A 22,791-nucleotide genomic window follows, 5' to 3' on the forward strand; every position below is an offset into this window, starting at 1 on the left:
TCATTTCGGGTGATAACCCCGTCGCCTCAAGCGGGCCTGTCTAACCGCGCCAGCGCTCGTCCCGCCACAATTGCGCAAGCGACATCGGGTAGGTCGGAAAGGCGAATTGGAAGCCCGCGGCCTTGAGTTTCGCATTCGAAACCCGCTTGTTCTCGCCGTAGAAGGAGCGCGCCATCGGCGTCAGCTCGGCGGTTTCGAAAGCCTGCTCCGGCGGCGGTTCGACGCCCATCAGCCGTGCTGCCTCGACGATCACATCCTGCGGCGGGCCGGGGCGGTCGTCGGTGACATTATAGATGCCGCCGAGGCCATGCTCTGACAGGAAGCGGGTCGCAGCACCGATATCCTCGACGCGGATACGGTTGAACACCTGGTCCTTCTTGATCAGCCGCCGCGCCGTGCCCTTGTCCAAATTGCAGAAGGCATTGCGCCCCGGCCCGTAAATGCCGGAAAGGCGCAGCACCGCCGCCGGCACGCCGCACGCCTCACCCATTGCCAGCCAGCCCGCTTCCGCTTCGAGCCGCTCCTTCGAGCGTCCGGAGACGGGCACGCAGGGTGTTTCCTCATCGATCCAGGCGCCCTTGTGATCGCCATAGACGCCGACGGTGGAGAGATAACCAATCCATTCGAGGCTGGACGGCAGGCTTGCGCTGTCTTCGTCCAGCAGCCGCAGCAACGGGTCGCCCTTGCCGGGCGCAATCGACTGCACGAGGTGGGTGACGCTTCCGAGAGCCCGGCGCAAGTCGTCGTCTACGGTCTCGCCGTCGAAAAGGAAGGCTTCGATGCCGTTTTGGCGGAGCGCTGCCATCTTGTCGACCGACCGCGTGGTGCCGGAAATGCGCACGCCGTCGTTGGCGAAGGCCTTGGCGATCGCCGTGCCGGAAAAACCGCAGCCAAAAATCATCACATGCATCAGCCCACTCCCGCCAACCGCCATTCGTTCAATACGTCGTCGTCGCTCTCACCAGCCCTTTGTGAGGCAAAGGCGGAGAATTCGCCAGCCGTCATCAGCCGCGAAAGCGCCCACACCGCCATTCCCCGCACCACCGGCGAGGCATCGGCGGCGAGCATGCGACATTGGCCGATGAGAGCCTTCTCGCCGGAATTGCCGGCAGCGATCAGCACATTGCGGATAAAGCGGTCGCGGCCGATCCGCTTCACCGGCGAGCCGCTGAAGAAGGCGCGGAAGGTGGGATCGTCGAGCGTCAGCAGAAAGGCGATCGACGGCTCCTGCAGATCGTCCCTCGCCTTCAGCTTCATTTCGGAGGCCGCACTTGCGAACTTGTTCCAGGGACAGGCGGCAAGACAGTCGTCGCAGCCATAGATGCGATTGCCGATCAGCGGCCGCAGCTCCGGGTCGATCGGTCCCTTATGCTCGATGGTGAGATAGGAGATGCAGCGCCGCGCATCGATCTGGTAAGGCGCCGGGAAGGCGGCCGTCGGACAGATGTCGAGGCAGGCGCGGCAGGAGCCGCAATGATCGGCCTCTTCGGCATCGACGGCAAGATCAGCCGTGGTGAACATGCTGCCGAGAAACAGCCAGGAGCCATGCGTGCGGCTGACGAGATTGGTGTGTTTGCCCTGCCAGCCGAGCCCGGCTGCCGCCGCCAGCGGCTTTTCCATGACAGGAGCGGTATCGACGAAGACTTTGACGTCGGCGCTGGCCCGCGCCGCAAACCGCGTGGCGATTTCCTTCAGCCGGCCCTTGATGATGTCGTGGTAATCGCGGTTGCGGGCATAGACTGAGATCGCCGCCTTATCGGGCTTGCCGAGAATGCCGCGCGGATCTTCCTCCGGCGCGTAATTGAGGCCGAAGACGACCACGGACCGCACCTCGCTCCAGAGGGTGCGGGGATCGCCGCGCCGCTCCCGCGTCTCCGCCATCCACTCCATCGTCCCATGGCGCCCGGCATCGATGAACTGGCCGAGACGCTCTTTCGCTTCGGGGATCGCATCCGGACGCGTGATGCGGCAGAGATCGAAGCCCTTGGCGGCGGATTCCGCCCGCACGAAGTTGGTCAAATTGTCGCGGCGGCGGCGCTCTTTGTCATCAGCTTCGGGCATGACGAGCCCTCGTCAGAAATCCAGATCGGCATAATGCGAAACCGGCGTCAGGCCGCGCACCCGCTCGGTCAGCATCGGCCGGAAGGAGGGGCGCGATTTCAGTCGCTGGTACCAGTCCTTGACGACGGGCGCATCCGCCCAGTCGATCTCGCCGAGATAATCGAGGATCGAAATCGAGGCCGCGGCGGCAAGATCGGCATAGCTCATCCGCTCGCCGGCCAGCCATTGGCGCGAGCCTGCAAGCCAGGTGAGATAGCGCATATGCTGGCGGATATTCGCGCGGGCCGTGCGCAAAATCTTCGAATCCGGCGCTCCGCCGCCCTGATCTGATGTCATCTGCAACTTGTAGACACGCTCGCGGGCGAGCGGCTTGGTCACGTCGTTTTCCATCTTCTGCATGAACCACTCGCTCAGCCGGCGGATTTCCGCCCGCTGGAACGGGTCCTCGGCAAGCAGCCGCCGGTCGCGCTTCAACACGCCGTGCGTCTCGTCCAGATATTCGGAAATGACGGTGGCGCCGCAGAGCGCCCGCATGCTGTCGTCGACATAAACAGGCAGCGTGCCGGCCGGGTTGAGCGCCAGGAAATCCCGGCGCTTCTCCCATGTCTGCTCCTCGATCAGATCCGCCTGATAGCCGTATTCGGCCAGGATCAGCCGGACGAAGCGAGATGCGGATGACATGGGATGATGATAAAGCGTGGGCATCGATACTCGAGCTTTGTGATTGCTGTTACAGGACTGTGTGGCAGCTCAGTTATAGCGCCCTAGTCATGACTCATTGGTTGAAGCTATAGGAGCTTGGCCCCGCCAATACAAGCGACTCGGATTTTACGCCATCTGACAATGGCGAGATACGGTCTAGCGAACGAATGGAAGCGGCGGCCTGATCGACCCAAGCGGTCAGGCCCGACCGACCTTTAAACGGAGACAATGTATGGACTATATCAATGCTGTGCTTCTCGGTGTCATCGAGGGGATCACCGAATTTCTGCCGATCTCGAGCACCGGCCATCTGATCATTGCGGAGCAATGGCTCGGCCACCGGTCGGACATGTTCAACATCGTCATCCAGGCCGGCGCCATCCTCGCCGTCACCATCATCTACTGGCGCCGCCTGCTGGATCTGGTGCTTGGCTGGCGGGAGCCTGAGAATCGCGATTATGCCGCCAAGCTGATCGTCGCTTTTCTCATCACTGCCATCCTCGGGCTCGTGGTCAAGAAGCTCGGCTTCGAACTCCCGGAGACGGCGACCCCGATCGCCTGGGCGCTGATCATCGGCGGTATCTGGATGATCTTTGCCGAATGGGCCGCGGCGCGCAAAGCACCCCATAAGGAGATCACCTGGCTCGTCGCCATCCTGGTCGGCATCGCCCAGATCGTTGCCGGCATCTTCCCGGGAACCTCGCGCTCAGGCGCCACGATCTTCGTCGCCATGCTGGCCGGCACCGGCAACCGCGCCGCAGCGACCGAATTCGCCTTTCTCGTCGGCATCCCCACCATGTATGCGGCGAGCGGCTATGAATTGCTGAAGACCTTCAAGGACGGCGGCGCGGCAAACGAAGACTGGACGGCACTCGGCATCGCCTTCGTCGTTTCCACGATCGTCGCTTTCATCGCCGTCAAATGGCTGCTGGCCTATATCAGAAGCAATCGGTTCACGCTGTTTGCCGTCTACCGCATCATTCTCGGCGTTCTGCTGCTCGGCATGGCCGCTACCGGCCTGATCGGCTGAGAATTCCAACGGCATTGCATTCGCGCGCAACCCGCGTGGATGCAATGCTCTGCCAGGCTTGGCGAACAAACGCCGATCCCCGGCAGCCGCCGATATTTCAGATAGGTAATATTGAGAGATTAAGCGCCCGCTGCTTTTAAAGCCGGCAAGAACAAGCGTTCATTTGGGAACATCCTGCTTCAGACGTTCCGCCCGCTGCTTGTCTTCTATGGCCGGCACCGAAGCCGGCCTTTCGTCAATGGCTGATCGAAGCCGTCGAGCAAGGATCGACGCCGTAGGCCGGCGAGCAGCCGCCCTTCACCGCTGCGACCGAGCCGGACGCAACGAAGGAGCCTGCAAGGATAACCAGCGCCGCACTCGCAAACAGAAGCGCGATTGACTTGCCCATCGAGTAATGCCTTTCACAGTGATTGCCGCACGTGATCCCAAGCGTTGAGTCCGTTGGAAGACGCGCGGGTTTGGTAGTCAGTGGAATGGCAAATAGCAATAAACGTTCCTGCTAAATTTGGCGTTAATTCCACAAAATTTCCGATGCGTCTTTTATGCAACTGCGCCTGAGATGGGCGGCACAACAACATTTCAAACTTGCGCCGGCTTTGCTTAAGCCGGCAAAGCAAAACGCCGTCCGCGGCGTGCGCGAACGGCGTCCTCCAAGGTAGTTCGAAATTGTTCAGGCGGCCTTGCCGGTGCCCGTATACTGGCCGTGCGGACGATAATGCACGAGGTAGGAGCCGAGCACCGATGCGGCCATGGTGGGCGCAATGCCGAGGCCCTTCAGCGTGCGGCCTTCCGCTTCGGCTTCCCGGGAAACGACGTTGTCATGCTTGAGCATGCGCACCTGATCCGGCGTGATCGGCGGCGTTATGAAGGGGATGAGCGAGGCGATGCTGCCGATCATCGACGCAATGCCGAAGGGCAGGGAGACCAGCGGGTTCTTGCGGCTCGTCACCTTCAGCATCATCTCGAGACATTCGCGGAAGCTCAGCACCTCGGGCCCGCCAAGCTCATAGACCTTGCCGCCGGCGACCTTGCCGTCGACGGCGCGGGCGACGGCCTCGGCGATATCCTCGACATAGACGGGCTGGAATTTCGTCTTGCCGCCGCCGATGAGCGGCAGAACCGGCGACATGCGGGCCATGTCGGCAAACTTGTTGAAGAAGCTGTCCTCCGGGCCGAAGACGATCGACGGGCGGAAGATCACCGCATCGGGCTTGACCGAGAGGATGGCGGTTTCGGCACGGCCCTTGGTGCGGCCATATCCGGACTCGGAATTGGCATTGGCGCCGATCGCCGAAATATGGGCGAGCGTGGCGCCGGCGCCGCGCGCCGCTTCAGCGACCGCGCGCGCGCCGAATTCCTGCACCGCGTCGAAAGTGTTGCGGCCGGTCTCGTGCAGAATGCCGACGCAGTTGACGACATGGTCCGCGCCGTCGACCGCACGGTCGATCGAGCTGCGATAGCGCAGGTTTGCCTGGACGAAGGAGATCTGGCCGACATTGCCGAGCGGCTGCAGGAAGCCGGCGAGATCGGGACGGCGCACGGCGACGCGGATGCGATAGCCGCGCTTGGCGAGCGCCCGAACCACGTGCCTGCCCACGAAGCCGGATCCTCCGAATACGGTGACGAGCGGCGGCAGGTTGGCAAGGGTCATGGCAGGCTCCTCGAAAGGCTTGGCGGGATGCTGTATCGGCTCCGTCTTAGCCGAATCCCGGCGCGACGGGAAGGCCTATCGCGCCGCGAGTTTTGCGGATGCGAACCGGCCTAAAGCACGATGCTTGAAGAGCGTCCTTTGTGCTTCCGAAAGGACGCACGGCGCTCTAGACGCCTTCGACGACGACCATTTCCGCATCCGCCACTTCCTGGCGGATTTTGGCGGCGATCTGGTATTCCGGCGAATTGTAGCAGTCGACGGCATGCTGCATCGAGGGGAATTCGATCACCACGTTGCGGGCGCGCGGCCTTCCCTCGAGTTCGGTGAAGGCGCCGCCGCGCGCGAGGAAATTCGCGCCGTATTTTTCGAAGGCGGGCTTGGCCGCCGCCACATAATCCTTGTAGCGCTCGGCATCGCGAACGTCGACGCGGGCGATCCAGTATCCCTTGGCCATGGTCTTCTCCCTTTTGTCTTGGTTTCGGTCAGCGGTTTGCCGGCCAGAGGGCGCCTACCATTTCGTTGAGCACGGCGCGGGCGGCATCTCTCGGATCGGGCGCCTTGACGATCGGCCGGGCAACGACGAGATGCGTCGCCCCCGCCTTCAGCGCGTCGAACGGCGTCATCACCCGCTTCTGGTCGCCATGGTCGCTGCCCGTCGGTCGAATGCCGGGGGTGACGATCGCCATGTCGGGTCCGACGATCTCGCGCACTTCGGCCGCCTCGGCTGCCGAGCAGACGATGCCGCCCATGCCGGCGGCGCGCGCCTGTCCGGCGCGGCGCAGCACCAGGCTGTGCGGATCCTGGCTGTAGCCGGCGTCCGCAAGGTCCTCGGCATCCATCGAGGTCAGCACGGTGACGCCGAGCAGGCAGAGGCCAGAGCCGGCCGCCGCCTCGACAGCCGCCTTCATCGCCTTGGGATAGGCATGCAGCGTCAGCATCGACATGCCCATCTTGGCGATGTTCTCGACGCCCGAGGCAACGGTGTTGTCGATGTCGAGCAGCTTCATGTCGAGAAAGATCTTCTTGCCGCTTGCGGCGAGATCGCGGGCGAATTCGAGGCCGCCGGCAAAGACCAGCTGATAGCCGATCTTATAGAAGAGAATGTCGTCGCCGAGCGTGGAAACCAGTTTTTCCGCCTCGCCGATCGTTGGAACATCCAGGCCGACGATCAGCCGCTCGCGTGCGTCCATTTCAAGTCACCCCCGCCAGTCTTCGATGGGTGTCCAGTCGCATGTCAGGGCCTGATCCGCAAGGCCGAAAGCATAGAGATTGCCGCCGCCGGCCGGCTGGTCGCGGTCACGGGCGATCGGCCTGCCGGCGAGATGGCATTTGAGCAGCGTGCCGACGCCGCCATGGCCGACGAAGGCGATCGGGGCTGCCGCATCATGCGTGGCAAGAACGGTCTTCACCGCCTCGACGATACGGGCTTGCGCGTCGGCGGCGCGCTCCCAGCCTTTGAAGCTTTCTTCCGGATGGGCGAAGAACCAGTTGGCCGCTTCTTCGAATTGCGGCGGCGGCAGGAAGCCGGTGGCCGAACGGTCGTTCTCGTGCATGCCGTGGACGATCTCGATCTTCGTGCCGGAGGCTTCCGCCAGAATTTCGGCCGTTTCGATCGCCTTTGTCTCGTCGCTGGAGATGATGCGCCGCAATTGCCGCGCCCAGCCACTCTCGGCCGCTTTTCGCGCACGCGCCGCGCCGACATCGGAAAGCCCCCATTTCGGCACCGGCACGTCGGCATCGATCTTGACTTGCGGATGGGTGATATAGAGTCCGAACATCAGCCGCGCCTATAGATCCAGAGCTGCGCCGGCGGAATGTTGCGCATGACGAAGTCGAAATGCTGAATATGGTAGCGGTCGGGATTGGCGGCGATCGGCGAGATCGCGCCATAGGAGATCTGCACCACCGGCCGGCCGGCCGGCAGGCGGTCGAGCAGGCTTTCGAGCAGCGAGACGCGCATCGCCATCGGAAAATTCAGCAGCGGAATGCAGGAAATGACGCAATCGAACGTCTGGTCGCCGAAGGTGCCAAGCGTGGTCTTGAGATCGAAGGCATCGCCGTTGATGAAGTGCACGCCGGGATAGGCGCGCAGCAGATGCTGGTGGAAATCCGTCGAATATTCGATCGCGACCAGATTGTCCGGCTTCACGCCGCGGCCAAGAATGGCTTTAGTGATCGCGCCGGTGCCAGGCCCGAGCTCGAGCACCGGTAGCCCGGAATGCATGTCGATGACGCTTGCCATGCGTTTGGCGGTGATCGAGGAGGTCGGCACGATCGAGCCGACCGTCTTCGGCCCCTGCATCATGCCCCGGAAGAAACGGATTTCTTCATCGAATCTCTTCCCGAGCTGTTCCTTGACCTTGACCCTTAAGCGCATTCTCCACCCATCCGCATGTTGATCGACTGTCTTAATATGCCGCTTGTCGCTGTCGGGACAAGGATTTTCGCAACGAGGATACCGGCATCAACAGCTCATGCGGCTTCCGGCGCCGAACGCGGCATGAGATCAGCAAGCCTTTGGCAAAGATGATCGGCGTCGATAGGCGCGCGCAGCTTCTTGTCGGTATTGTCGAAATAGAGATAGACGTCGCGGCCCTTGTCGGACGCTGCGAGCGGCGCCAGCACCCGCGTCGCATTTTTCGGTTCACCGCCGGTTGCCCAGGCGCGGATGCGTTCGGCCCATAGATCGAGAGCCTCGTCCTCATAGCCGCTGACATAGAGTTGTTCGGAACCATGCAGGCGGCAATAGATGAAATCGGCGGTGATATCCATCAGCAATGGCCATTCCACTGTGTCGGCTGAGACGAGAGCGACATTATGTCGCCGGAGCATCTCGATGAAGTCAGGCGAGCGGAAACTGTCGTGGCGGATTTCCAGCGCGTGGCGGATCGGCTGATCGCCGTCGCTTTGAAGCCAGGCCCGTCCCTTGACATGCCCGTCATGCCGCTTGGCGAGTGCTGTTGCAGCATCGCGGTCCTGCGGCAGCAGCGCCAGGAAATTCTCGAAAAGATCGGCATCGAAAGCCATGTTCGGCGGGAATTGCCAGAGGATCGGCCCAAGCTTGGGCCCGAGCCGCAAGAGGCCGGAAGCGAAGAAATTGGCGAGGGCCGTCTCGATCTCGCGCAGCCGCAGCATATGGGTGATGAAGCGCGGTCCCTTGACCGCGAAGACGAAATCGTCGGGCGTTTCGTCGCGCCAGCGGCCGAAGCTTTCGGAACGCTGCAGGCTGTAGAAGGTGCCGTTGATCTCGATCGACGGGAAATGCCGGGCGGCGTAGGAAAGCTCCTGCTTCTGCGGCAGGTCTTCGGGATAGAACTGCCCGCGCCAGGGCGCATAGGTCCAGCCGGATACGCCGATGCGCACCGTTCCCGCCTTTTTCATCATCGGATCCTCCGTTTTCACAGGAGGAGCAACCCTCCACTTAACAGGAGGAAAAACGGAGACGGATGGCCTTCGTTCCCGTCAGACGCGCATCGGCATCAGCACGTAAAGCGCATCGTCGCCGGCCGTGTCGCGGATCAGCGTCGGCGAACCGGCATCGGCAAGCAGGAAGATCGCTTCCTCGCCGGAAAGCTGCGCGGTGATGTCGAGCAGGTATTTGGCATTGAAGCCGATTTCCATCGCATCCGTGTCGTAGCCGACGGCGACTTCTTCCGTGGCGCTGCCGGAATCCGGATTGTTGACGGTCAGCATCAGCTGTCCCTCGGACAGCGCCAACTTCACGGCACGGCCGCGTTCGGAGGAAATTGTGGAGACGCGGTCGACGGCCTGGGCGAAGGTCGTGCAATCGACGCGCATTTCCTTGTCGTTGCCGGTGGGGATGACCCGCTGGTAATCCGGGAAGGTGCCGTCGATCAGTTTCGAGGTCATGACGATCGAGCCGATCGTCAGCCGGATCTTGGCGTCGGAAACCTCGACGGTCACCGTCACCTCCGGATTGTCGACCAGCTTCTGCAACTCGCCGACCGTCTTGCGCGGAATGATGATGCCGGGCATGCCTTCGGAGCCGGAGGGTGCATCGACATCGGCGCGCGCCAGCCGATGGCCGTCGGTGGCGACTGCCCGGAGCTTCAGCTCGCCCTTGCTCTCGATCGTGTGGAAAAAGATGCCGTTGAGATAATAGCGCGTCTCCTCGGTCGAGATCGCAAACTGCGTGCGGTCGATCAGCATCTTCAGATCGGTCGCCTTCAGCTTGAAGGAATGCGTGAAGGTGCCGGCAGTCAGATCCGGGAAATCGGATTCCGGCAGGCACTGCAGCGAGAATTTCGAGCGGCCGGACTGCACGGTCATCGAGCCGCCATCGCTGCTGGTGGCGAGCAGCACTTCCGAGCCGTCGGGAAGCTTGCGCACGATATCGTAGAGAAGGTGGGCCGGAACGGTGGTGGCGCCTGATTGTTCGACGCTTGCCGGCGTCGCCTCGGTGATTTCGAGGTCGAGGTCGGTCGCCTTCATGTCGAGGTTCTGGCCGTCGGCCTTGAGCAATACGTTGGACAGGATCGGGATCGTGTTGCGACGTTCGACCACGCGGTGCACGTGGTTCAGCGATTTCAACAGGTTTGACCGCTCAATAGTAATACGCATGGAATGCTACCGCTTTCGACCGTGACTGTCCGGGCGCATCGAGCACCCGAAGAATGCTTTCCCGGCCTGAGACCGGGGGAGTGGACGGGCAAAATGGCAGACTTCAGCATCGGATTGCAAGAGGCATGCAGGGCCGAACGCCTGCATTTGCGGTTTTCCAGAGCAATTCTCACAGAAATCCGAACCCTTGCCGAACCCTTGCCGCTCGCCCATAAAGGCGCGATGACGGCGGGACGAAAGCAAATGGCATGAATGAGGAAACGACAGAGCAGGCCGCCACCCGGCGAAGCTTCCGCCTGCACAATATGGCGGTGCCGGCGCGGCCGCTGGAGCCGGCGCTTTATCTGGTCGCCACTCCGATCGGCAATCTCGGCGATATCACACTGCGGGCGCTGGAAACGCTCGCCGGCGCCGATGTGCTCGCCTGTGAGGATACGCGCGTCACCCGCGTGCTGCTCGACCGCTACGGCATCCAGAACCGCCCCTTCGCCTATCACGAATACAATGCCGACGAGGCCGGCCCGCGATTGTTGCAGGCGCTGGAGGCCGGCCGCTCGGTGGCGCTGGTCTCCGATGCCGGCACGCCGCTGGTCTCCGATCCCGGCTATCGGCTGGCGCAGCAGGCGATTGCGGCAGGTTACCGCGTCATCCCCATTCCCGGCGCCTCGGCGCCGCTCGCAGCCCTTGTCGGCTCCGGCCTGCCGAACGATGCCTTCCTCTTCGCCGGCTTCCTGCCGGTCAAGGACAAGGCCCGCCGCGATCGTCTGGGTGAACTCGCCGCAGCCCCGGCGACGCTGATCTTCTTTGAATCGCCGCATCGCATCGGCGCCACGCTGCTTGCCGCCGCCGATGTGCTGGGCACTGCGCGGCCCGCCTCCGTCTGCCGCGAGCTGACCAAGACCTATGAGGAGTTCCGCCGCGGCACGCTTGGCGAGCTTTCCGCACACTATCAGCAGGTGGAAAACGTCAAGGGCGAGATCGTCCTCGTCGTCGGCCCGCCGGAGCCTGTGGAAACGCCCGAGGCCGATGTCGAAGCGGTGCTGGCCGATCTCTCAAAGACCATGCCGACGGCCAAGGCCGCGACCGAGGCGGCCCGCCTCACCGGCCTGCCGCGCAAGGTACTCTACCAGCGCCTGCTGGAGCTGAAGGGAGCCGATGGCCGATAACGATCGCACCGCCCTGAAAAGGAAGGCGCTGCGCCGGGGCCTGATGTCGGAATATGTCGCCGCCGTCTTTCTGATGCTGAAGGGTTATCGCATCCTGGCGCTGCGCCACCGCACCCGGCTCGGCGAGATCGACATTATTGCCCGCAAAGGCGATCTCGCCGTCTTCGTCGAGGTCAAGGCCCGCCATGGTGAGGCCGCGGCCGTCGATGCCGTCTCCGTCATCGCGCAAAAGCGCATACGGGCGGCAAGCGATCTCTGGCTCGCCCGCCAGGCGGACCAGGCCCAGCTTTCCCAACGTTACGATATTGTCGCGGTCATGCCGGGCCGGCTGCCGCGGCATTTTCCCGATGCCTTCTGACCTCTCTTTCAACTGAACACTTTCCCAATCGTTAAACTTTTAGTCCCCGCGTGAACCAGGTCCTTACGACTGTCTGCTACCTCAAATCGCGGTAGGGATAGTAATTGGGGGTTGTTTCATGGCCTGGAAGCTGATGCTTGCAAGTGCGGTCGCCATGGCTGCGCGCTCGGTGCCTTATGCCGTGGTGAAGCCGGCCGGGAAATCCTTCGTCGCGCATGCGAGCGATCTCTTGCCGCTGAAGTCGACGCCGATCAATCCAGACTGGATCGTCAGCGGCAATCCGCAGGCCCGCACCGCAGAACATTCGCGCGGTCACGACGAGGCCTCGCTGACGGCGATCTGGGATTGCACATCAGGTGAATTCCGCTGGTATTTCGGCTGGGACGAGACCGTGATGATCCTCGAAGGCGAGGTTCATATCACCGCCGAGGACGGCACCGAACGCACGCTCTCAGCCGGCGATGTCGCCTTTTTCGCTGGCGGCACCTGGGCGAGCTGGCGGGTCGACAATTACGTCCGCAAGGTTGCCTTCCTGCGCAAGCCCTTCCCCAAGCCCTTGGCGATCGCCTATCGCCTCCGCAACATGCTGCGCAACAGCGGCAATCAGGGCATCGCCGCCTGAACAGCGCAGCCGGTTATGTGTTAATCCGGCTGAGGCGGGGCGGTCGTTTCCCCCTCTAAAACCTCGCAGGCAAACAGGATCGGATCGTCGAGTTCGGGCGCGGTCTGCTTGTTTAGCAGAACGGCGACCGCGGCGGCGGCGACGTCCTGGATCGGCTGCTTCACCGTCGTCAGGCGCGGCGTCGTCATGCTGGCGAGCGGGATCCCGTCGAAGCCGACGATGGAAAGGGCTGCCGGGATCGGAATCCCCAGATCATGGGCTGCGCGCATGCAGCCGATCGCCTGCTGGTCCGAGCTGGCAAAGATCGCCGTCGGCCGCTCGTTGCGCGCCCGGGCCAGAAGATAATTTCCTGCCGAACGGCCGCTCTCATAGTCGAAAGCCGCCTCGGCGATCAGCGGCGGTCCGGCCATTGTCGCGCCGCCGTCCGCCTGCTCCATAGCGTCGAGATAACCTCTGAGGCGGTCATTGGCGGGGACGGAGTGTCCGGGCCCTGAGATGAAACCGATGCGGCGATGGCCGAGTTTCAGAAGATGCTCGACACCCAGGCGAACGCCATTGCGGTGATCGGCGGCAATGCCGGAATATCCGGGCATCAGACGGTCGACGACGACGATCGGCAATCCTTTCGGCAGCTTGATCGTATGGAAATCATTGCTGGGAACGAGAATGATGCCGTCGACCTTCCGGCTCGTCAGCTGCTTGATCCGATCGGCTTCCTTGGCCGCATGATCGAGCGAGGTCATGACGATGATATTATAGCCGTGATTGGCCGCCGCCTGTTCCGCCGATTGCACGAGTTCGGAGAAGAACGGATTGGTCAGATCCGGGATGACGATGCCGATCAGGCGGCTGACCTTGCTGCGCATGCTTCTTGCCGACGGGTCGGGCAGATAGCCCAAGTCCTTGATGATCCCTTCGACGCGCGTCCGCACGTCCTTGGTCACGGAGGGGTGATCGTTCAAAACCCTGGAAACGGTGCCGGTGGAAACACCCGCGAGCTTGGCAACATCCCTGATCCCGACCTTTGACATGACAGAAATAGATGCCCTTCATCTTCGCCTGCGCAAGACGCCCGAGGGCGCCTGATCCTGGCTTCCAGCTAATGGTCTTCAGGCCCCTAGTCAAAGGGCCGTGTTTCGGTTCCGGCGGCGGAACATCAGAGCAGCGCCAGCCCGAACACATGGAAACGGTTCATCGTGCGCATGTCAATATGCGTTAAGCGTTGCAATGCGGCTCGCTCTATGGCGCAGTTTTGGCCGCTTGACAATTTTCGGAGGCGTGTTACCCATTTGGCGTTGGAAACGGTTCATTTGCCGCGGGCAACTCAGATGGAGCTGAGCCCAGGGCCGTTCGGGAGGAAAAAATGTCCAATTTTAAGCGTGAATCCGTCTTGATCAATGCACCGCGCCGTGCGGCCTTGAAGCTCGGCCTCGCCGGCACTCTTGTGCTGGCGCTGTCCTGCAGCGTATCGCCGGCCTTTGCGGCCGAGAAGCCGAAGGTCGGCCTGATCATGAAATCCTTGTCGAATGAGTTCTTCAAGCAGATGAAGGCCGGCGCCGATAAATATGCGGCCGAGAACAAGGACAAGTTCGATTTCAAAGCCGTCGGCATGAAAGACGAGCGTGACTTCGCCTCGCAGGTCGACGCCGTCGAGAACTTCGTCACCCAGAAATACGATATCATCGTCGTCGCACCGGCCGATTCAAAGGCAATGGCAACGCCGCTGGCAAAGGCGGTCAAGGCTGGCGTCAAGGTCATCAATATCGACGTGCCGCTCGATGCCGATGCCAAGAAGAAGGCCGGTATCGATCTGGCTTTCTTCGGTCCTGACAACAAGGAAGGCGCAAAGCTTGCCGGCGATGCGCTTGCCAAGGATCTGGGTCCCGGCGCCAAGGTGGTCATCCTCGAGGGCAACCCCGAGGCCGACAATGCCAAGGAGCGCAAGGAAGGCTTCATGGACTCCGTCAAATCGGGCAAGCTCGAGCTTCTCGACAGCAAGACCGCCCATTGGGAGACCGAAGAAGCCAACACCGTCATGACGAATTTCCTGACGAAGTATAAGGATATTCAAGGCGTGATGGCGGCCAACGACTCCATGGCGCTCGGCGTCGTCAAGGCCCTCGATGCGGCCGGCCAGGCCGGCAAGATCAAGGTCGTCGGCTTCGACAACATCCCGCCGGTTCAGCCGCTGATCAAGGATGGCAAGATGCTCGCCACCGTCGAGCAGTACGGCGCGCAGATGGCCGTCATGGGCATCGACTATGGCATGCGGGAACTTGCCGGCGAAAAATTCACCGGCTGGGTCAAGACCGACGTCAAGCTCGTCACCTCTGCCGATCTGAAATAATCGGGATTTCCGACGACAGGACAAAGAGGCGCCGGCTTGCTGCCGGCGCCAACGACTACCAACCGATCGACGCGTTGATTGCTCCGGAGGAGGCTTGTTTCGAGCCTCTCCGATGCGCCTTCCGTGGAGGATCGCCTAATCGTGCATGAGGTCGACGTGTCAGACGCAGCAGATGACGATATCCTGAGACTGGAAGGGATCGGCAAGCGCTTCCCCGGCGTCGTGGCGCTCAAGGATGTCTCGATGCGGATCGGCCGCGGCAAGGGGCATGTTCTCCTTGGCGAAAACGGCGCCGGAAAGTCGACCCTGATCAATCTGCTCGGCGGCGTCTTCAGGCCGGATGACGGCCATATCCTGTTCGACGGCAAGCCTTACCATCCGGCCTCGCCGCTTGAGGCCTTCAAGGCCGGCATCCGTGTCATTCACCAGGAATTGCATCCCCTCTCCAACCTGACGGTTGCCGAAAACCTGCTCTTCGAACATCTGCCGCGCCGGTACGGCCTGGTGAACTACAAGGCGATGAACGCCAGAGCGGCCGAACTCCTCGAAGAGGTCGGCCTCGATGTCGCCCCGACGACACTGGCGAGCCGCCTCAGTGTCGCGCAGCTGCAACTGGTCGAAATCGCCAAGGCGCTGTGTTACGAAAGCAAGCTTCTCGTTCTCGACGAACCGACGGCGACCCTGACCTCCAAGGAGGTCGATCGCCTCTTCGAAATTCTGAAGCGGCTGAAGGGCCGCGGCGTCACCACGCTCTATATCTCGCACCGGCTCGAGGAGATCTTCGACGTCGGTGACGATGTGACGGTGCTGCGCGACGGCCAGCACGTGATCACCCGTCCACTGGCAGGATTGGCTATCCCAGACATCGTCGAGCTGATGGTCGGGCGCAAGCTTTCCGATCACGGCATCTTCAAGGGCGACAGCACAATATCAGGCGAAGCGCTCGGCGTTTCCGGCCTGAAGGTGACGCGCAACAGCCCGGAACTGTCTTTTTCCGTGGCCAAGGGCGAAATCGTCGGCATTGCCGGCCTTGTCGGCAGCGGCCGCACCGAGGCGGTGCGCGCCCTCTTCGGCGCCGACCTCAAGGCATCAGGCGAGATCCGCCTGAACGGCGAGCCGGTCGAGATCAATTCGCCGAAGGATGCGGTGGCCGCCGGGCTGTGCCTGGCGACCGAAGACCGCAAGATGCAGGGCCTGATGCTCGACATGAGCTGCGCCCAGAATGCCACCATCACCGATCTCGCCAGGATCTCCCGCAACGGGCTGATCAACCGGAGAGCGGAGGACGATCATTCGCAACGTCTGGTGCGCGAGCTGCGAATCAAGACCCCCTCCATCCATCAGGCGGTCAGGACCTTTTCCGGCGGCAATCAGCAGAAGGTCGTTATTGCCAAATGGCTGTTTCGCGGCCCCAAGGTGCTGATCTTCGATGAGCCGACCCGCGGCATCGACGTCGGCGCCAAGGCCGAGATCTATGAACTCTTATGGAAATTTGCCGCCGAGGGAAAAGGTGTCCTGGTCGTGTCTTCGGACCTGCCGGAGCTGATGGGTATCTGCCATCGCATCATCGTCTTCTCCGACGGCAAGATAGCGGGCGAAATCGTTCGGGAACAATTTGACGAAAGCAGGATCCTTTCGCTCGCCTACAAGGAGTACAGCCGTGTCCGCCAGCATTGAAAAACAGACCGAGGCGAAAGAGGCGCGCTTCTGGGACAAGCTTATCCGGATCTCGATGAAGGAGGCGGGCGTCGCCATTGCCCTCGTCCTGATCCTGGCGTTTTTCTCGGCGACGGCGCCCTATTTCGCGACGCCTGAGAATTTCCTGAAGATCTTCGTGCAGATTGCCATCAACACCGTGCTTGCCGCGGGCATGACCTTCGTCATCCTGGTCGGCGGCATCGATCTTTCCGTCGGATCGCTGCTTGCCCTTTGCACGGTGATCGGCGCGACGATCATGATCAATCCGGCCTTTTCTCCCTGGCAGGCGATTGTTCTCGCCTGTCTGGCCTCGATGGGCACGGGCGCGGTGCTCGGCGCCGTCAACGGATGGATCTGCGAGAAGTGGAAGCTTCCCTCCTTCATCGTCACCCTCGGCATGCTCAACGTCGCCAGCGGCCTGGCGCGCGTCGTCAGCGACAATTCGACGATCACCGGCCTGCCGCAGCCATTCGTCGATTTCGGCAACCTGATCTTCTGGGGCATACTCCCGTCGATCTTCCTGATTGCCGTCGCCGTCGTCCTGATCGGCTGGTTCGTGCTGCGTTATACCGTCTTCGGCCGCTTCGTCTTTGCGATCGGCACCAATGAAGAGGCTGTCCGCCTTTCGGGACATCAGCCGAAAAAATACAAGATCGCGGTCTTTACCATCTCAGGGCTGACCGCCGGCATCGCCGCCATGGTCTATCTGCTCCGCCTCAATGTCGGCAGCCCGGTTGCCGGCATCGGTTATGAGCTGAACGCCATCGCCGCCGTCATCATCGGCGGCACCAGCCTCTCGGGCGGCAAGGGCTCGATCATCGGCACGCTGGTCGGCGCCTGTATTCTGCAGGTGCTGTCGACCGGATTGCAGCTGCTCGGCGCCGACGACAATATCAAGCCGATCGTCATCGGCGCCGTCATCGTGCTCGCCGTCATTCTCGACAGCTATCGCGGCCGGCTGATGCGGATCCTCGAAACCCGGTAATTGGGTGGCGCCGGAAGCCTTTGAATGACCGTTGCGTTTGATACCGGGCCGACCTACATCTGTCCGGCATTCAGCGAGGGACGGAAATGGCCAAGATCACCAATGTAGCGGTCCAGATGGATCATGTCGCCGGCATCAATATTGCGGGCGACTCCACCTTCGCCACGAGCCTGGAAGCCCAGGCGCGCGGCTACCGGCTGTTCCACTACACGCCCGAGCGCCTGAGCTTCCGCGACGGCAAGCTCTTTGCCAGCGTCGAGCCGATGCTGCTGAAGGACGTCAAGGGCGATCACTTCGAGCTTGGTGCGCCCGAGCGCGTCGATCTCTCCACCATGGATGTCGTGCTGCTGCGCCAGGATCCGCCCTTCGACATGGCCTATATCACCTCGACGCATCTGCTCGAGCGTATCCATCCAAAGACCCTCGTCGTCAACGATCCGGCCTGGGTGCGCAATTCGCCCGAAAAAATCTTCGTCACCGAATTTGCCGACTTGATGCCGAGGACGCTGATCACCAAGGATGCCGCCGAGATCCGCCGTTTCCGCGACGAGATGGGCGACATCATCCTGAAGCCGCTCTACGGCAATGGCGGCGCCGGCGTCTTCCATTCGACCCGCGACGACCGCAACCTCTCCTCGCTGCTCGAAATGTTCGGCCAGCTCTTCCGCGAGCCCTTCATCGCCCAGCAATATCTGCCAGATGTGCGCAAGGGCGACAAACGCATCATCCTCGTCGACGGCGAATTCGCCGGCGCCATCAACCGCGTGCCGGCCGAACATGACAGCCGATCCAACATGCATGTCGGCGGCCGCGCCGAGGCGACCGAGCTGACGCCGCGCGAGAAGGAAATCTGCGAACGGATCGGCCCGGCGCTGCGAGACCGCGGCTTCCTGCTCGTCGGCATCGACGTGATCGGCGATTACATGACCGAGATCAACGTGACGTCGCCGACAGGCATCCGCGAGGTCAAGAAGTTCGGCGGCGCCGATATCGCAAGCCTGCTCTGGGATGCGATCGAGCGCAAGCGCGCCTGAGCCTGCGGCTCCGCGAACCCACGCACCTGCTGTGACCGGTACAACCGCGGTCACAGTCTATATCTGACTACGTTCCTTTCTTGTTCTTGTTTTATTCCCGCTTCCGTGCCAGATTGCAACCGCTGGCCCTGAAGGGTTGCGGGCAGTATAAGAGTTTGCGGGCAGGGGGATGGGTTTATGGTCGCGCGTGTCAGTACGGTGGCATTTCAGGGCATCGAAGGGGTGCCGGTCGAGGTCCAGGTCATGATCGCGCCCGGCAAGATCGGCATGCAGATCGTCGGCCTGCCTGACAAGGCGGTGGCCGAAAGCCGCGAGCGCGTGCAGGCCGCCCTTCACGCCTCCGGCCTGGCGCTGCCGGGCAAGCGGGTGACCGTCAATCTGGCGCCGGCCGATTTGCCGAAAGAGGGTTCGCATTTCGATCTCCCGATCGCGCTCGCTTTAATGGCCGCACTCGGCGCCATTCCCGCCGACGCACTGTCGGACTATGTCGTCGTCGGTGAACTCAATCTCGATGGCACGATCGCCGCCATATCAGGTGCGCTGCCGGCCGCGATCGGCGCTAATGCGCTCGGCAAGGGGCTGATCTGCCCGGCCGAAAGCGGCTCTGAGGCCGCCTGGGCCGGCGCCGACGTCAATATTCTCGCACCGCGCAGCCTGATTGCCCTTGCCAATCATTTCCGCGGCACGCAGGTGCTGTCCAGGCCGGAGGCGTCGATCCGCGCCAATGCCGCCAACCTGCCGGATCTTGCCGAGATCAAGGGCCAGGAAAGCGCCAAGCGCGCGCTTGAGGTCGCGGCCGCCGGCGGCCACAACCTCTTGATGGTCGGGCCTCCCGGCTCCGGCAAATCGATGCTGGCGGCAAGGCTGCCGTCGATCCTGCCACCGCTCTCAGCCGCCGAGCTGCTTGAAGTCTCGATGGTCCATTCGATCGCCGGCCAGCTCACCGGCGGCAAGCTGTCCGACCGCCGGCCTTTCCGCACCCCGCATCACTCCGCCACCATGGCGGCGCTGGTCGGCGGCGGCATCCGCGCCCGGCCGGGCGAAGCCTCGCTCGCCCATCACGGCGTGCTCTTCCTCGACGAGTTTCCCGAATTCACGCCGCAGGCGCTGGATGCGCTGCGCCAGCCGCTCGAAGGCGGCGAATGCGTCATCGCCCGCGCCAATCACCGCGTCTCCTATCCGGCGAAATTCCAGCTGATTGCGGCGATGAACCCCTGCCGCTGCGGCATGGCCGGCGAGCCCGGCCATACTTGCGCCCGCGGTCCGCGCTGCATGAGCGATTACCAGGCCCGCATCTCCGGCCCACTGATGGACCGCATCGATATCCGCATCGACGTGCCCGCCGTCTCCGCTGCCGATCTGATCCGGCCGATGGCGGCGGAAACCAGCGCCGACGTCGCCCGCCGCGTCGCCCGCGCCCGCGAAATCCAGCAGCAACGCTTCGAGGCCGCCGGCGCCAAGGGCATCGGCACCAACGCCCGCTGCTCCACCGCAATGATCGAAAAACTCGCCGAACCCGACGCCGGCGGCCTGCAGCTCTTGCGCGACGCCGCCGAAAAAATGAAATTCTCCGCCCGCGGCTACCACCGCGTCCTCAAGGTCGCCCGCACCCTCGCCGATCTCGACGACAAACCGACGGTCGGACGTTTGCATCTTGCCGAGGCGATCTCCTACAGGATCGCTGGCGAGAGGTTGACGGCGGCGGCCTGAGAAGGGCGGATGCGGCAGATATCTTGGATCGCGCTTGCGCTGCTGGCTGCTACTCAGCGACATTCCCACTGAGCGCTGCCGGATTATGAAATTACGTCGCCGCCGGCGAACCCAAGCTTCGGGACGATTGATTGCTGCCATAGCGGGCGTGCTGCCGGCTGCGATCGCCGTTGGCACGGGGCTGATCTGCCGCAAGTGGTGCCGAAGCTGACTAAGACGCCGATTTGAGCGTCCCTCTGTGTTGCTTATCCGTTAGGGGTAAGGGCCTCTCCTCACTTCGTCGCTCTTTACAAATATTAGCTTCGGCTGAAAAATTTCGAGAAGGATGTCGGTACGTTCGACATAGTCGATCGGAGGTAACGGATGAGAAAGCCTGTTGCCGGGGATGCTTATGAGTAACGAATATCCGGGCTCGAATGCCAAGCCCTTGGAAGTTCTAGACTTGGCAAATGCCTACTCTCGCGCTTCCAGACTCCTGTTCAGCAGTGGTCAGAAGCAAGTTGTGCTATCTATTGCGCCGGCTCGAATGTGCGCCATTCACGCTATTGAACTCTATCTAAATGCCTTTCTCCGCCACGAGGGCGTTGCTCCAAAGGAAATACGAAAACGGATGCACAACCTCGCTGAGCCAACGTTTGTTGCTAAACTTCAACTGAGAAAAAAGACCGCCCGGCATCTGGAGGCAATGACAGCAAAGCGTGAGTACATCATATCGCGCTATGCTCCGGAGCGAACGAGAGAGCACACGGAGTTGAATCGTTTGACCGCGACGCTGAAGGAGGTCATGGCGAAAGTCGGCAAACATTTGGATTCAACCAGCTCGGGTGGAACATCGACATTCGTTATTACGAACTAACGCAGAACTTCGTCCCACTTCGATTGGGATGCAGGTGACGGCACAAAAGAAGGGGCGCCGAGGCGCCCCGATATTTTGCAAGAAATTGCCGGAGGAAAGAGCGGGCCACAGCTAACTTTAGCTGCCCAGCCCCTCAAACAGCGCCGTCGAAAGATAACGCTCCGCAAAGGACGGAATGATCACGACGATGTTCTTTCCCGCATTCTCCGGACGGCTGCCGACCTTGATCGCGGCGGCCAGCGCCGCACCCGAGGAGATGCCGACAGGCACGCCTTCGAGCCTTGCCACCAGCCGCGCCTGTTCGAAGGCCTCGTCATTGGTCACGGTGACGACCTCGTCATAGATGCCGGTATCGAGGATTTTTGGAGCGAAGCCGGCGCCGATGCCCTGAATTTTATGCGGGCCGGGATTGCCGCCGGAGAGGATCGGGGAATCGGCGGGCTCGACGGCGATGATCTGGATCTCGGGTTTGCGGCTCTTCAGCACCTGGCCGACGCCGGTGATTGTGCCGCCTGTGCCGATGCCTGAGATGACGATATCGACCGTGCCTTCGGTGTCGTTCCAGATTTCCTCGGCCGTGGTCTTGCGGTGGATCTCGGGATTATCCGGATTTTCGAACTGCTGCGGAATGATGGCGTCGGGAAGCGACCCTGCCAGTTCCTCGGCCTTGGCGATGGCGCCCTTCATGCCCTTCGGTCCTTCGGTCAGCACCAGCTCGGCGCCGAGCAGCGCCAGCATCTTGCGGCGCTCGACCGACATGGTTTCCGGCATGGTGAGGATCAGCCGATAGCCTTTGGCGGCGGCGGCAAAGGCAAGCGCGATGCCGGTGTTGCCGGAGGTCGGCTCGATCAGCACCGTCTTCCCGGGCGTGATCTTGCCCTGCGCTTCCAGGCCTTCGATCATCGCCACGCCGATGCGGTCCTTGACGGAAGCGATCGGGTTGAAGAATTCGAGTTTGCCGATCAGGTTGGCCACCACGCCCTTTTCCCGCGCCAGCTTGTCGAAGCGCACGAGCGGCGTGTTGCCGATGGTCTCGGTGATCGAGGAATAGATGCGGCCGCGGCCGGGCTTGTGCGACATGAGTGCCTCCCTTTGAAATCCTGTTCCTGAAATCGAGGAGGAGAATAGGGTCAAAGGCCTGAAGAGACCAGACCGCGTTCGTATCGGGAGAGCGGGCCGCGGAGAAAAAAAGCTTTGAAAACCGTTTCTTGCCGGATGTTTATTTCAGGCCGCCCGCGTGGCGATGAAGGCCGCCGTGCCGGCCAGGATGCCGGCCGCCACCCGGTTCAGCGCCTTCAAGGCATGCGGTCTTTTCAGCATCGTCCGAGCCCGGGAGGCTAGCAGCATATAGGGCACCAGGACCACGATCAGCACCACGAAGGTGACGGCGAGCAGCATCGCATAGTCACGCAAGCTGATATTGCCGATATCGATCAGCGTCGGCGCAAGCGCGACATAAAACAGCATGGTCTTCGGATTGCCGAGCGTCACCAGCAGGCCGGAGAGGAAGGACAGGCCGATATTGCTGGATTTCTTCGCCGCGATATCCTGCGGCAGCAGTCCCGCCGTCCAGAGTTTCCAGGCGATATAGCCGAGATAGAGGGCGCCGGCGATCTTGATCGCGATGAACACCTCGGTGAAGGTCTGCGCCACGAAGGCAAGGCCGAGAATGACCGCGGTGAGATAGGTCATGTCGCCGAGCACCAGGCCGAGACCCATGAAGAAGGTCTCGCGGAAATTCGAGCCGAGCGCGCGGGCGACGATCGCGGTAATCCCGGGTCCGGGAATGGCCGCGGCGATGAACAGCGCTCCGGCATAGGCGATCAGGGCGGTTAGGCTCATCTTTGATATCCACGAGATTGGGCAGCCTCTCTATAGGCGCGGGTCGCGGCTTCATCAATGCTTCGGTGCTGATCGGTCCATGACCATAAGGAATAGGTCTGCTGAACCTCGGTCCACTTGGAAAGCGGTCCGGCCTTGCTAGTTCTCT

At 62.1% G+C, this 22,791-nt stretch carries 25 protein-coding genes; 11 read left to right on the forward strand and 14 right to left on the reverse strand.

All coding sequences use genetic code 11. The features are described 5' to 3' along the window. Positions 1–40: 40 nt before the first annotated feature. From FHX14_RS07085 to FHX14_RS07095, 3 genes are read right to left on the reverse strand one after another with little or no spacing between them, the layout of a single operon-like run. The gene (locus FHX14_RS07085; protein ID WP_003589088.1) at positions 41–910 is read right to left on the reverse strand and encodes an SDR family oxidoreductase; all 870 of its coding nucleotides are present in this window, start codon (positions 908–910) and stop codon (positions 41–43) included. Further along, positions 910–2,061 (reverse strand): tRNA epoxyqueuosine(34) reductase QueG, encoded by a 1,152-nt coding sequence (queG, locus tag FHX14_RS07090; protein ID WP_184376687.1) that lies wholly within the window; start codon positions 2,059–2,061, stop codon positions 910–912. Before queG ends, FHX14_RS07085 begins: the two co-directional genes overlap by 1 nt. A 12-nt stretch (positions 2,062–2,073) precedes the next feature. Continuing rightward, on the reverse strand, positions 2,074–2,766 hold the full coding sequence (locus FHX14_RS07095; protein ID WP_003589086.1) for a glutathione S-transferase family protein: 693 nt from the start codon (positions 2,764–2,766) through the stop codon (positions 2,074–2,076). Between the two features lie 229 nt (positions 2,767–2,995). Here FHX14_RS07095 and FHX14_RS07100 point away from each other — a divergent pair, with 229 nt between their 5' ends. Beyond that, the gene (locus FHX14_RS07100) at positions 2,996–3,793 is read left to right on the forward strand and encodes an undecaprenyl-diphosphate phosphatase (RefSeq protein ID WP_184376688.1); all 798 of its coding nucleotides are present in this window, start codon (positions 2,996–2,998) and stop codon (positions 3,791–3,793) included. A gap of 235 nt (positions 3,794–4,028) precedes the next feature. Here FHX14_RS07100 and FHX14_RS07105 read toward each other — a convergent pair whose 3' ends face one another. From FHX14_RS07105 to dnaN, 8 genes are all read right to left on the reverse strand, one after another. Beyond that, a complete protein-coding gene (locus FHX14_RS07105) occupies positions 4,029–4,181 on the reverse strand; it encodes a hypothetical protein (protein ID WP_003589084.1) in 153 nt (50 codons plus the stop codon). A gap of 282 nt (positions 4,182–4,463) precedes the next feature. After that, entirely contained in the window at positions 4,464–5,444 is a 981-nt protein-coding gene (locus tag FHX14_RS07110) for a complex I NDUFA9 subunit family protein (RefSeq protein WP_184376689.1), read from the reverse strand. A 166-nt stretch (positions 5,445–5,610) separates the two neighbouring features. Next, positions 5,611–5,898 (reverse strand): DUF1330 domain-containing protein, encoded by a 288-nt coding sequence (locus FHX14_RS07115; RefSeq protein WP_012559686.1) that lies wholly within the window; start codon positions 5,896–5,898, stop codon positions 5,611–5,613. 28 nt (positions 5,899–5,926) lie between these two features. Then, on the reverse strand, positions 5,927–6,634 hold the full coding sequence (pyrF, locus tag FHX14_RS07120; RefSeq protein ID WP_012559687.1) for an orotidine-5'-phosphate decarboxylase: 708 nt from the start codon (positions 6,632–6,634) through the stop codon (positions 5,927–5,929). Between the two features lie 6 nt (positions 6,635–6,640). After that, positions 6,641–7,222, reverse strand: a complete 582-nt coding sequence (locus FHX14_RS07125; protein ID WP_054182073.1) for a histidine phosphatase family protein — start codon at positions 7,220–7,222, stop codon at positions 6,641–6,643. Further along, entirely contained in the window at positions 7,222–7,821 is a 600-nt protein-coding gene (pmtA, locus tag FHX14_RS07130) for a phospholipid N-methyltransferase PmtA (protein WP_003589079.1), read from the reverse strand. Before pmtA ends, FHX14_RS07125 begins: the two co-directional genes overlap by 1 nt. A 95-nt stretch (positions 7,822–7,916) precedes the next feature. Beyond that, positions 7,917–8,828: a DUF72 domain-containing protein gene (locus tag FHX14_RS07135; protein WP_184376690.1), complete on the reverse strand. Its 912-nt coding sequence runs from the start codon at positions 8,826–8,828 to the stop codon at positions 7,917–7,919. Between the two features lie 78 nt (positions 8,829–8,906). Further along, positions 8,907–10,025, reverse strand: a complete 1,119-nt coding sequence (gene dnaN / locus FHX14_RS07140) for a DNA polymerase III subunit beta (protein ID WP_012559690.1) — start codon at positions 10,023–10,025, stop codon at positions 8,907–8,909. Positions 10,026–10,118: 93 nt separating this feature from the next. Between dnaN and FHX14_RS07145 the strand changes: the two genes are divergently transcribed. The 4 genes from FHX14_RS07145 to FHX14_RS07160 all read left to right on the forward strand — a co-directional run bounded on the left by FHX14_RS07145 (position 10,119) and on the right by FHX14_RS07160 (position 12,171). Further along, positions 10,119–10,277 carry a methyltransferase gene (locus FHX14_RS07145; RefSeq protein WP_082366248.1) on the forward strand — a complete coding sequence of 53 codons (159 nt, stop codon included), beginning with the start codon at positions 10,119–10,121 and terminating at the stop codon, positions 10,275–10,277. Continuing rightward, entirely contained in the window at positions 10,274–11,191 is a 918-nt protein-coding gene (gene rsmI, locus FHX14_RS07150) for a 16S rRNA (cytidine(1402)-2'-O)-methyltransferase (protein ID WP_184376691.1), read from the forward strand. Before FHX14_RS07145 ends, rsmI begins: the two co-directional genes overlap by 4 nt. Continuing rightward, entirely contained in the window at positions 11,181–11,549 is a 369-nt protein-coding gene (locus FHX14_RS07155) for a YraN family protein (protein ID WP_054182070.1), read from the forward strand. Before rsmI ends, FHX14_RS07155 begins: the two co-directional genes overlap by 11 nt. A 118-nt stretch (positions 11,550–11,667) precedes the next feature. Then, on the forward strand, positions 11,668–12,171 hold the full coding sequence (locus tag FHX14_RS07160) for a cupin domain-containing protein (RefSeq protein ID WP_037073346.1): 504 nt from the start codon (positions 11,668–11,670) through the stop codon (positions 12,169–12,171). Positions 12,172–12,191: 20 nt separating this feature from the next. Here FHX14_RS07160 and FHX14_RS07165 read toward each other — a convergent pair whose 3' ends face one another. After that, positions 12,192–13,202, reverse strand: coding sequence for a LacI family DNA-binding transcriptional regulator (locus tag FHX14_RS07165; protein ID WP_179612694.1), 1,011 nt, complete (start codon positions 13,200–13,202; stop codon positions 12,192–12,194). A gap of 332 nt (positions 13,203–13,534) precedes the next feature. On the opposite strand from FHX14_RS07165, the gene FHX14_RS07170 reads away from it, so the two are divergent. The 6 genes from FHX14_RS07170 (at position 13,535) to FHX14_RS07195 (ending at position 20,801) form a co-directional block, all read left to right on the forward strand. Then, positions 13,535–14,518 (forward strand): sugar ABC transporter substrate-binding protein, encoded by a 984-nt coding sequence (locus tag FHX14_RS07170; protein ID WP_054182067.1) that lies wholly within the window; start codon positions 13,535–13,537, stop codon positions 14,516–14,518. Positions 14,519–14,674: 156 nt separating this feature from the next. After that, positions 14,675–16,195 carry a sugar ABC transporter ATP-binding protein gene (locus tag FHX14_RS07175; protein ID WP_184376692.1) on the forward strand — a complete coding sequence of 507 codons (1,521 nt, stop codon included), beginning with the start codon at positions 14,675–14,677 and terminating at the stop codon, positions 16,193–16,195. Beyond that, positions 16,179–17,201, forward strand: coding sequence for an ABC transporter permease (locus FHX14_RS07180; RefSeq protein WP_184376693.1), 1,023 nt, complete (start codon positions 16,179–16,181; stop codon positions 17,199–17,201). Before FHX14_RS07175 ends, FHX14_RS07180 begins: the two co-directional genes overlap by 17 nt. A gap of 86 nt (positions 17,202–17,287) precedes the next feature. After that, entirely contained in the window at positions 17,288–18,235 is a 948-nt protein-coding gene (gene gshB, locus FHX14_RS07185; protein WP_184376694.1) for a glutathione synthase, read from the forward strand. A gap of 177 nt (positions 18,236–18,412) precedes the next feature. Then, the gene (locus FHX14_RS07190; RefSeq protein WP_184376695.1) at positions 18,413–19,945 is read left to right on the forward strand and encodes a YifB family Mg chelatase-like AAA ATPase; all 1,533 of its coding nucleotides are present in this window, start codon (positions 18,413–18,415) and stop codon (positions 19,943–19,945) included. A gap of 391 nt (positions 19,946–20,336) precedes the next feature. Further along, positions 20,337–20,801, forward strand: coding sequence for a hypothetical protein (locus tag FHX14_RS07195; protein WP_003589067.1), 465 nt, complete (start codon positions 20,337–20,339; stop codon positions 20,799–20,801). A 117-nt stretch (positions 20,802–20,918) separates the two neighbouring features. Here FHX14_RS07195 and cysK read toward each other — a convergent pair whose 3' ends face one another. After that, positions 20,919–21,881: a cysteine synthase A gene (gene cysK / locus FHX14_RS07200; protein ID WP_003589065.1), complete on the reverse strand. Its 963-nt coding sequence runs from the start codon at positions 21,879–21,881 to the stop codon at positions 20,919–20,921. 144 nt (positions 21,882–22,025) lie between these two features. After that, positions 22,026–22,643 (reverse strand): LysE family translocator, encoded by a 618-nt coding sequence (locus FHX14_RS07205; protein ID WP_003589064.1) that lies wholly within the window; start codon positions 22,641–22,643, stop codon positions 22,026–22,028. Between the last annotated feature and the right edge of the window lie 148 nt (positions 22,644–22,791).

The sequence above is a fragment of the Rhizobium sp. BK619 genome (assembly GCF_014195245.1).
Classification (GTDB): Bacteria; Pseudomonadota; Alphaproteobacteria; order Rhizobiales; family Rhizobiaceae; genus Rhizobium; species Rhizobium acidisoli.

What these genes read in the sequence shown, in the direction of transcription:
- FHX14_RS07085 (WP_003589088.1), bottom strand. Translation starts at nt 910, where the DNA reads ATGCATGTGATGATTTTTGGCTGCGGTTTTTCCGGCACGGCGATCGCC.
- queG (WP_184376687.1), bottom strand. Translation starts at nt 2,061, where the DNA reads ATGCCCGAAGCTGATGACAAAGAGCGCCGCCGCCGCGACAATTTGACC.
- FHX14_RS07095 (WP_003589086.1), bottom strand. Translation starts at nt 2,766, where the DNA reads ATGCCCACGCTTTATCATCATCCCATGTCATCCGCATCTCGCTTCGTC.
- FHX14_RS07100 (WP_184376688.1), top strand. Translation starts at nt 2,996, where the DNA reads ATGGACTATATCAATGCTGTGCTTCTCGGTGTCATCGAGGGGATCACC.
- FHX14_RS07105 (WP_003589084.1), bottom strand. Translation starts at nt 4,181, where the DNA reads ATGGGCAAGTCAATCGCGCTTCTGTTTGCGAGTGCGGCGCTGGTTATC.
- FHX14_RS07110 (WP_184376689.1), bottom strand. Translation starts at nt 5,444, where the DNA reads ATGACCCTTGCCAACCTGCCGCCGCTCGTCACCGTATTCGGAGGATCC.
- FHX14_RS07115 (WP_012559686.1), bottom strand. Translation starts at nt 5,898, where the DNA reads ATGGCCAAGGGATACTGGATCGCCCGCGTCGACGTTCGCGATGCCGAG.
- pyrF (WP_012559687.1), bottom strand. Translation starts at nt 6,634, where the DNA reads ATGGACGCACGCGAGCGGCTGATCGTCGGCCTGGATGTTCCAACGATC.
- FHX14_RS07125 (WP_054182073.1), bottom strand. Translation starts at nt 7,222, where the DNA reads ATGTTCGGACTCTATATCACCCATCCGCAAGTCAAGATCGATGCCGAC.
- pmtA (WP_003589079.1), bottom strand. Translation starts at nt 7,821, where the DNA reads ATGCGCTTAAGGGTCAAGGTCAAGGAACAGCTCGGGAAGAGATTCGAT.
- FHX14_RS07135 (WP_184376690.1), bottom strand. Translation starts at nt 8,828, where the DNA reads ATGATGAAAAAGGCGGGAACGGTGCGCATCGGCGTATCCGGCTGGACC.
- dnaN (WP_012559690.1), bottom strand. Translation starts at nt 10,025, where the DNA reads ATGCGTATTACTATTGAGCGGTCAAACCTGTTGAAATCGCTGAACCAC.
- FHX14_RS07145 (WP_082366248.1), top strand. Translation starts at nt 10,119, where the DNA reads ATGGCAGACTTCAGCATCGGATTGCAAGAGGCATGCAGGGCCGAACGC.
- rsmI (WP_184376691.1), top strand. Translation starts at nt 10,274, where the DNA reads ATGAATGAGGAAACGACAGAGCAGGCCGCCACCCGGCGAAGCTTCCGC.
- FHX14_RS07155 (WP_054182070.1), top strand. Translation starts at nt 11,181, where the DNA reads ATGGCCGATAACGATCGCACCGCCCTGAAAAGGAAGGCGCTGCGCCGG.
- FHX14_RS07160 (WP_037073346.1), top strand. Translation starts at nt 11,668, where the DNA reads ATGGCCTGGAAGCTGATGCTTGCAAGTGCGGTCGCCATGGCTGCGCGC.
- FHX14_RS07165 (WP_179612694.1), bottom strand. Translation starts at nt 13,202, where the DNA reads ATGTCAAAGGTCGGGATCAGGGATGTTGCCAAGCTCGCGGGTGTTTCC.
- FHX14_RS07170 (WP_054182067.1), top strand. Translation starts at nt 13,535, where the DNA reads ATGTCCAATTTTAAGCGTGAATCCGTCTTGATCAATGCACCGCGCCGT.
- gshB (WP_184376694.1), top strand. Translation starts at nt 17,288, where the DNA reads ATGGCCAAGATCACCAATGTAGCGGTCCAGATGGATCATGTCGCCGGC.
- FHX14_RS07190 (WP_184376695.1), top strand. Translation starts at nt 18,413, where the DNA reads ATGGTCGCGCGTGTCAGTACGGTGGCATTTCAGGGCATCGAAGGGGTG.
- FHX14_RS07195 (WP_003589067.1), top strand. Translation starts at nt 20,337, where the DNA reads ATGAGTAACGAATATCCGGGCTCGAATGCCAAGCCCTTGGAAGTTCTA.
- cysK (WP_003589065.1), bottom strand. Translation starts at nt 21,881, where the DNA reads ATGTCGCACAAGCCCGGCCGCGGCCGCATCTATTCCTCGATCACCGAG.
- FHX14_RS07205 (WP_003589064.1), bottom strand. Translation starts at nt 22,643, where the DNA reads ATGAGCCTAACCGCCCTGATCGCCTATGCCGGAGCGCTGTTCATCGCC.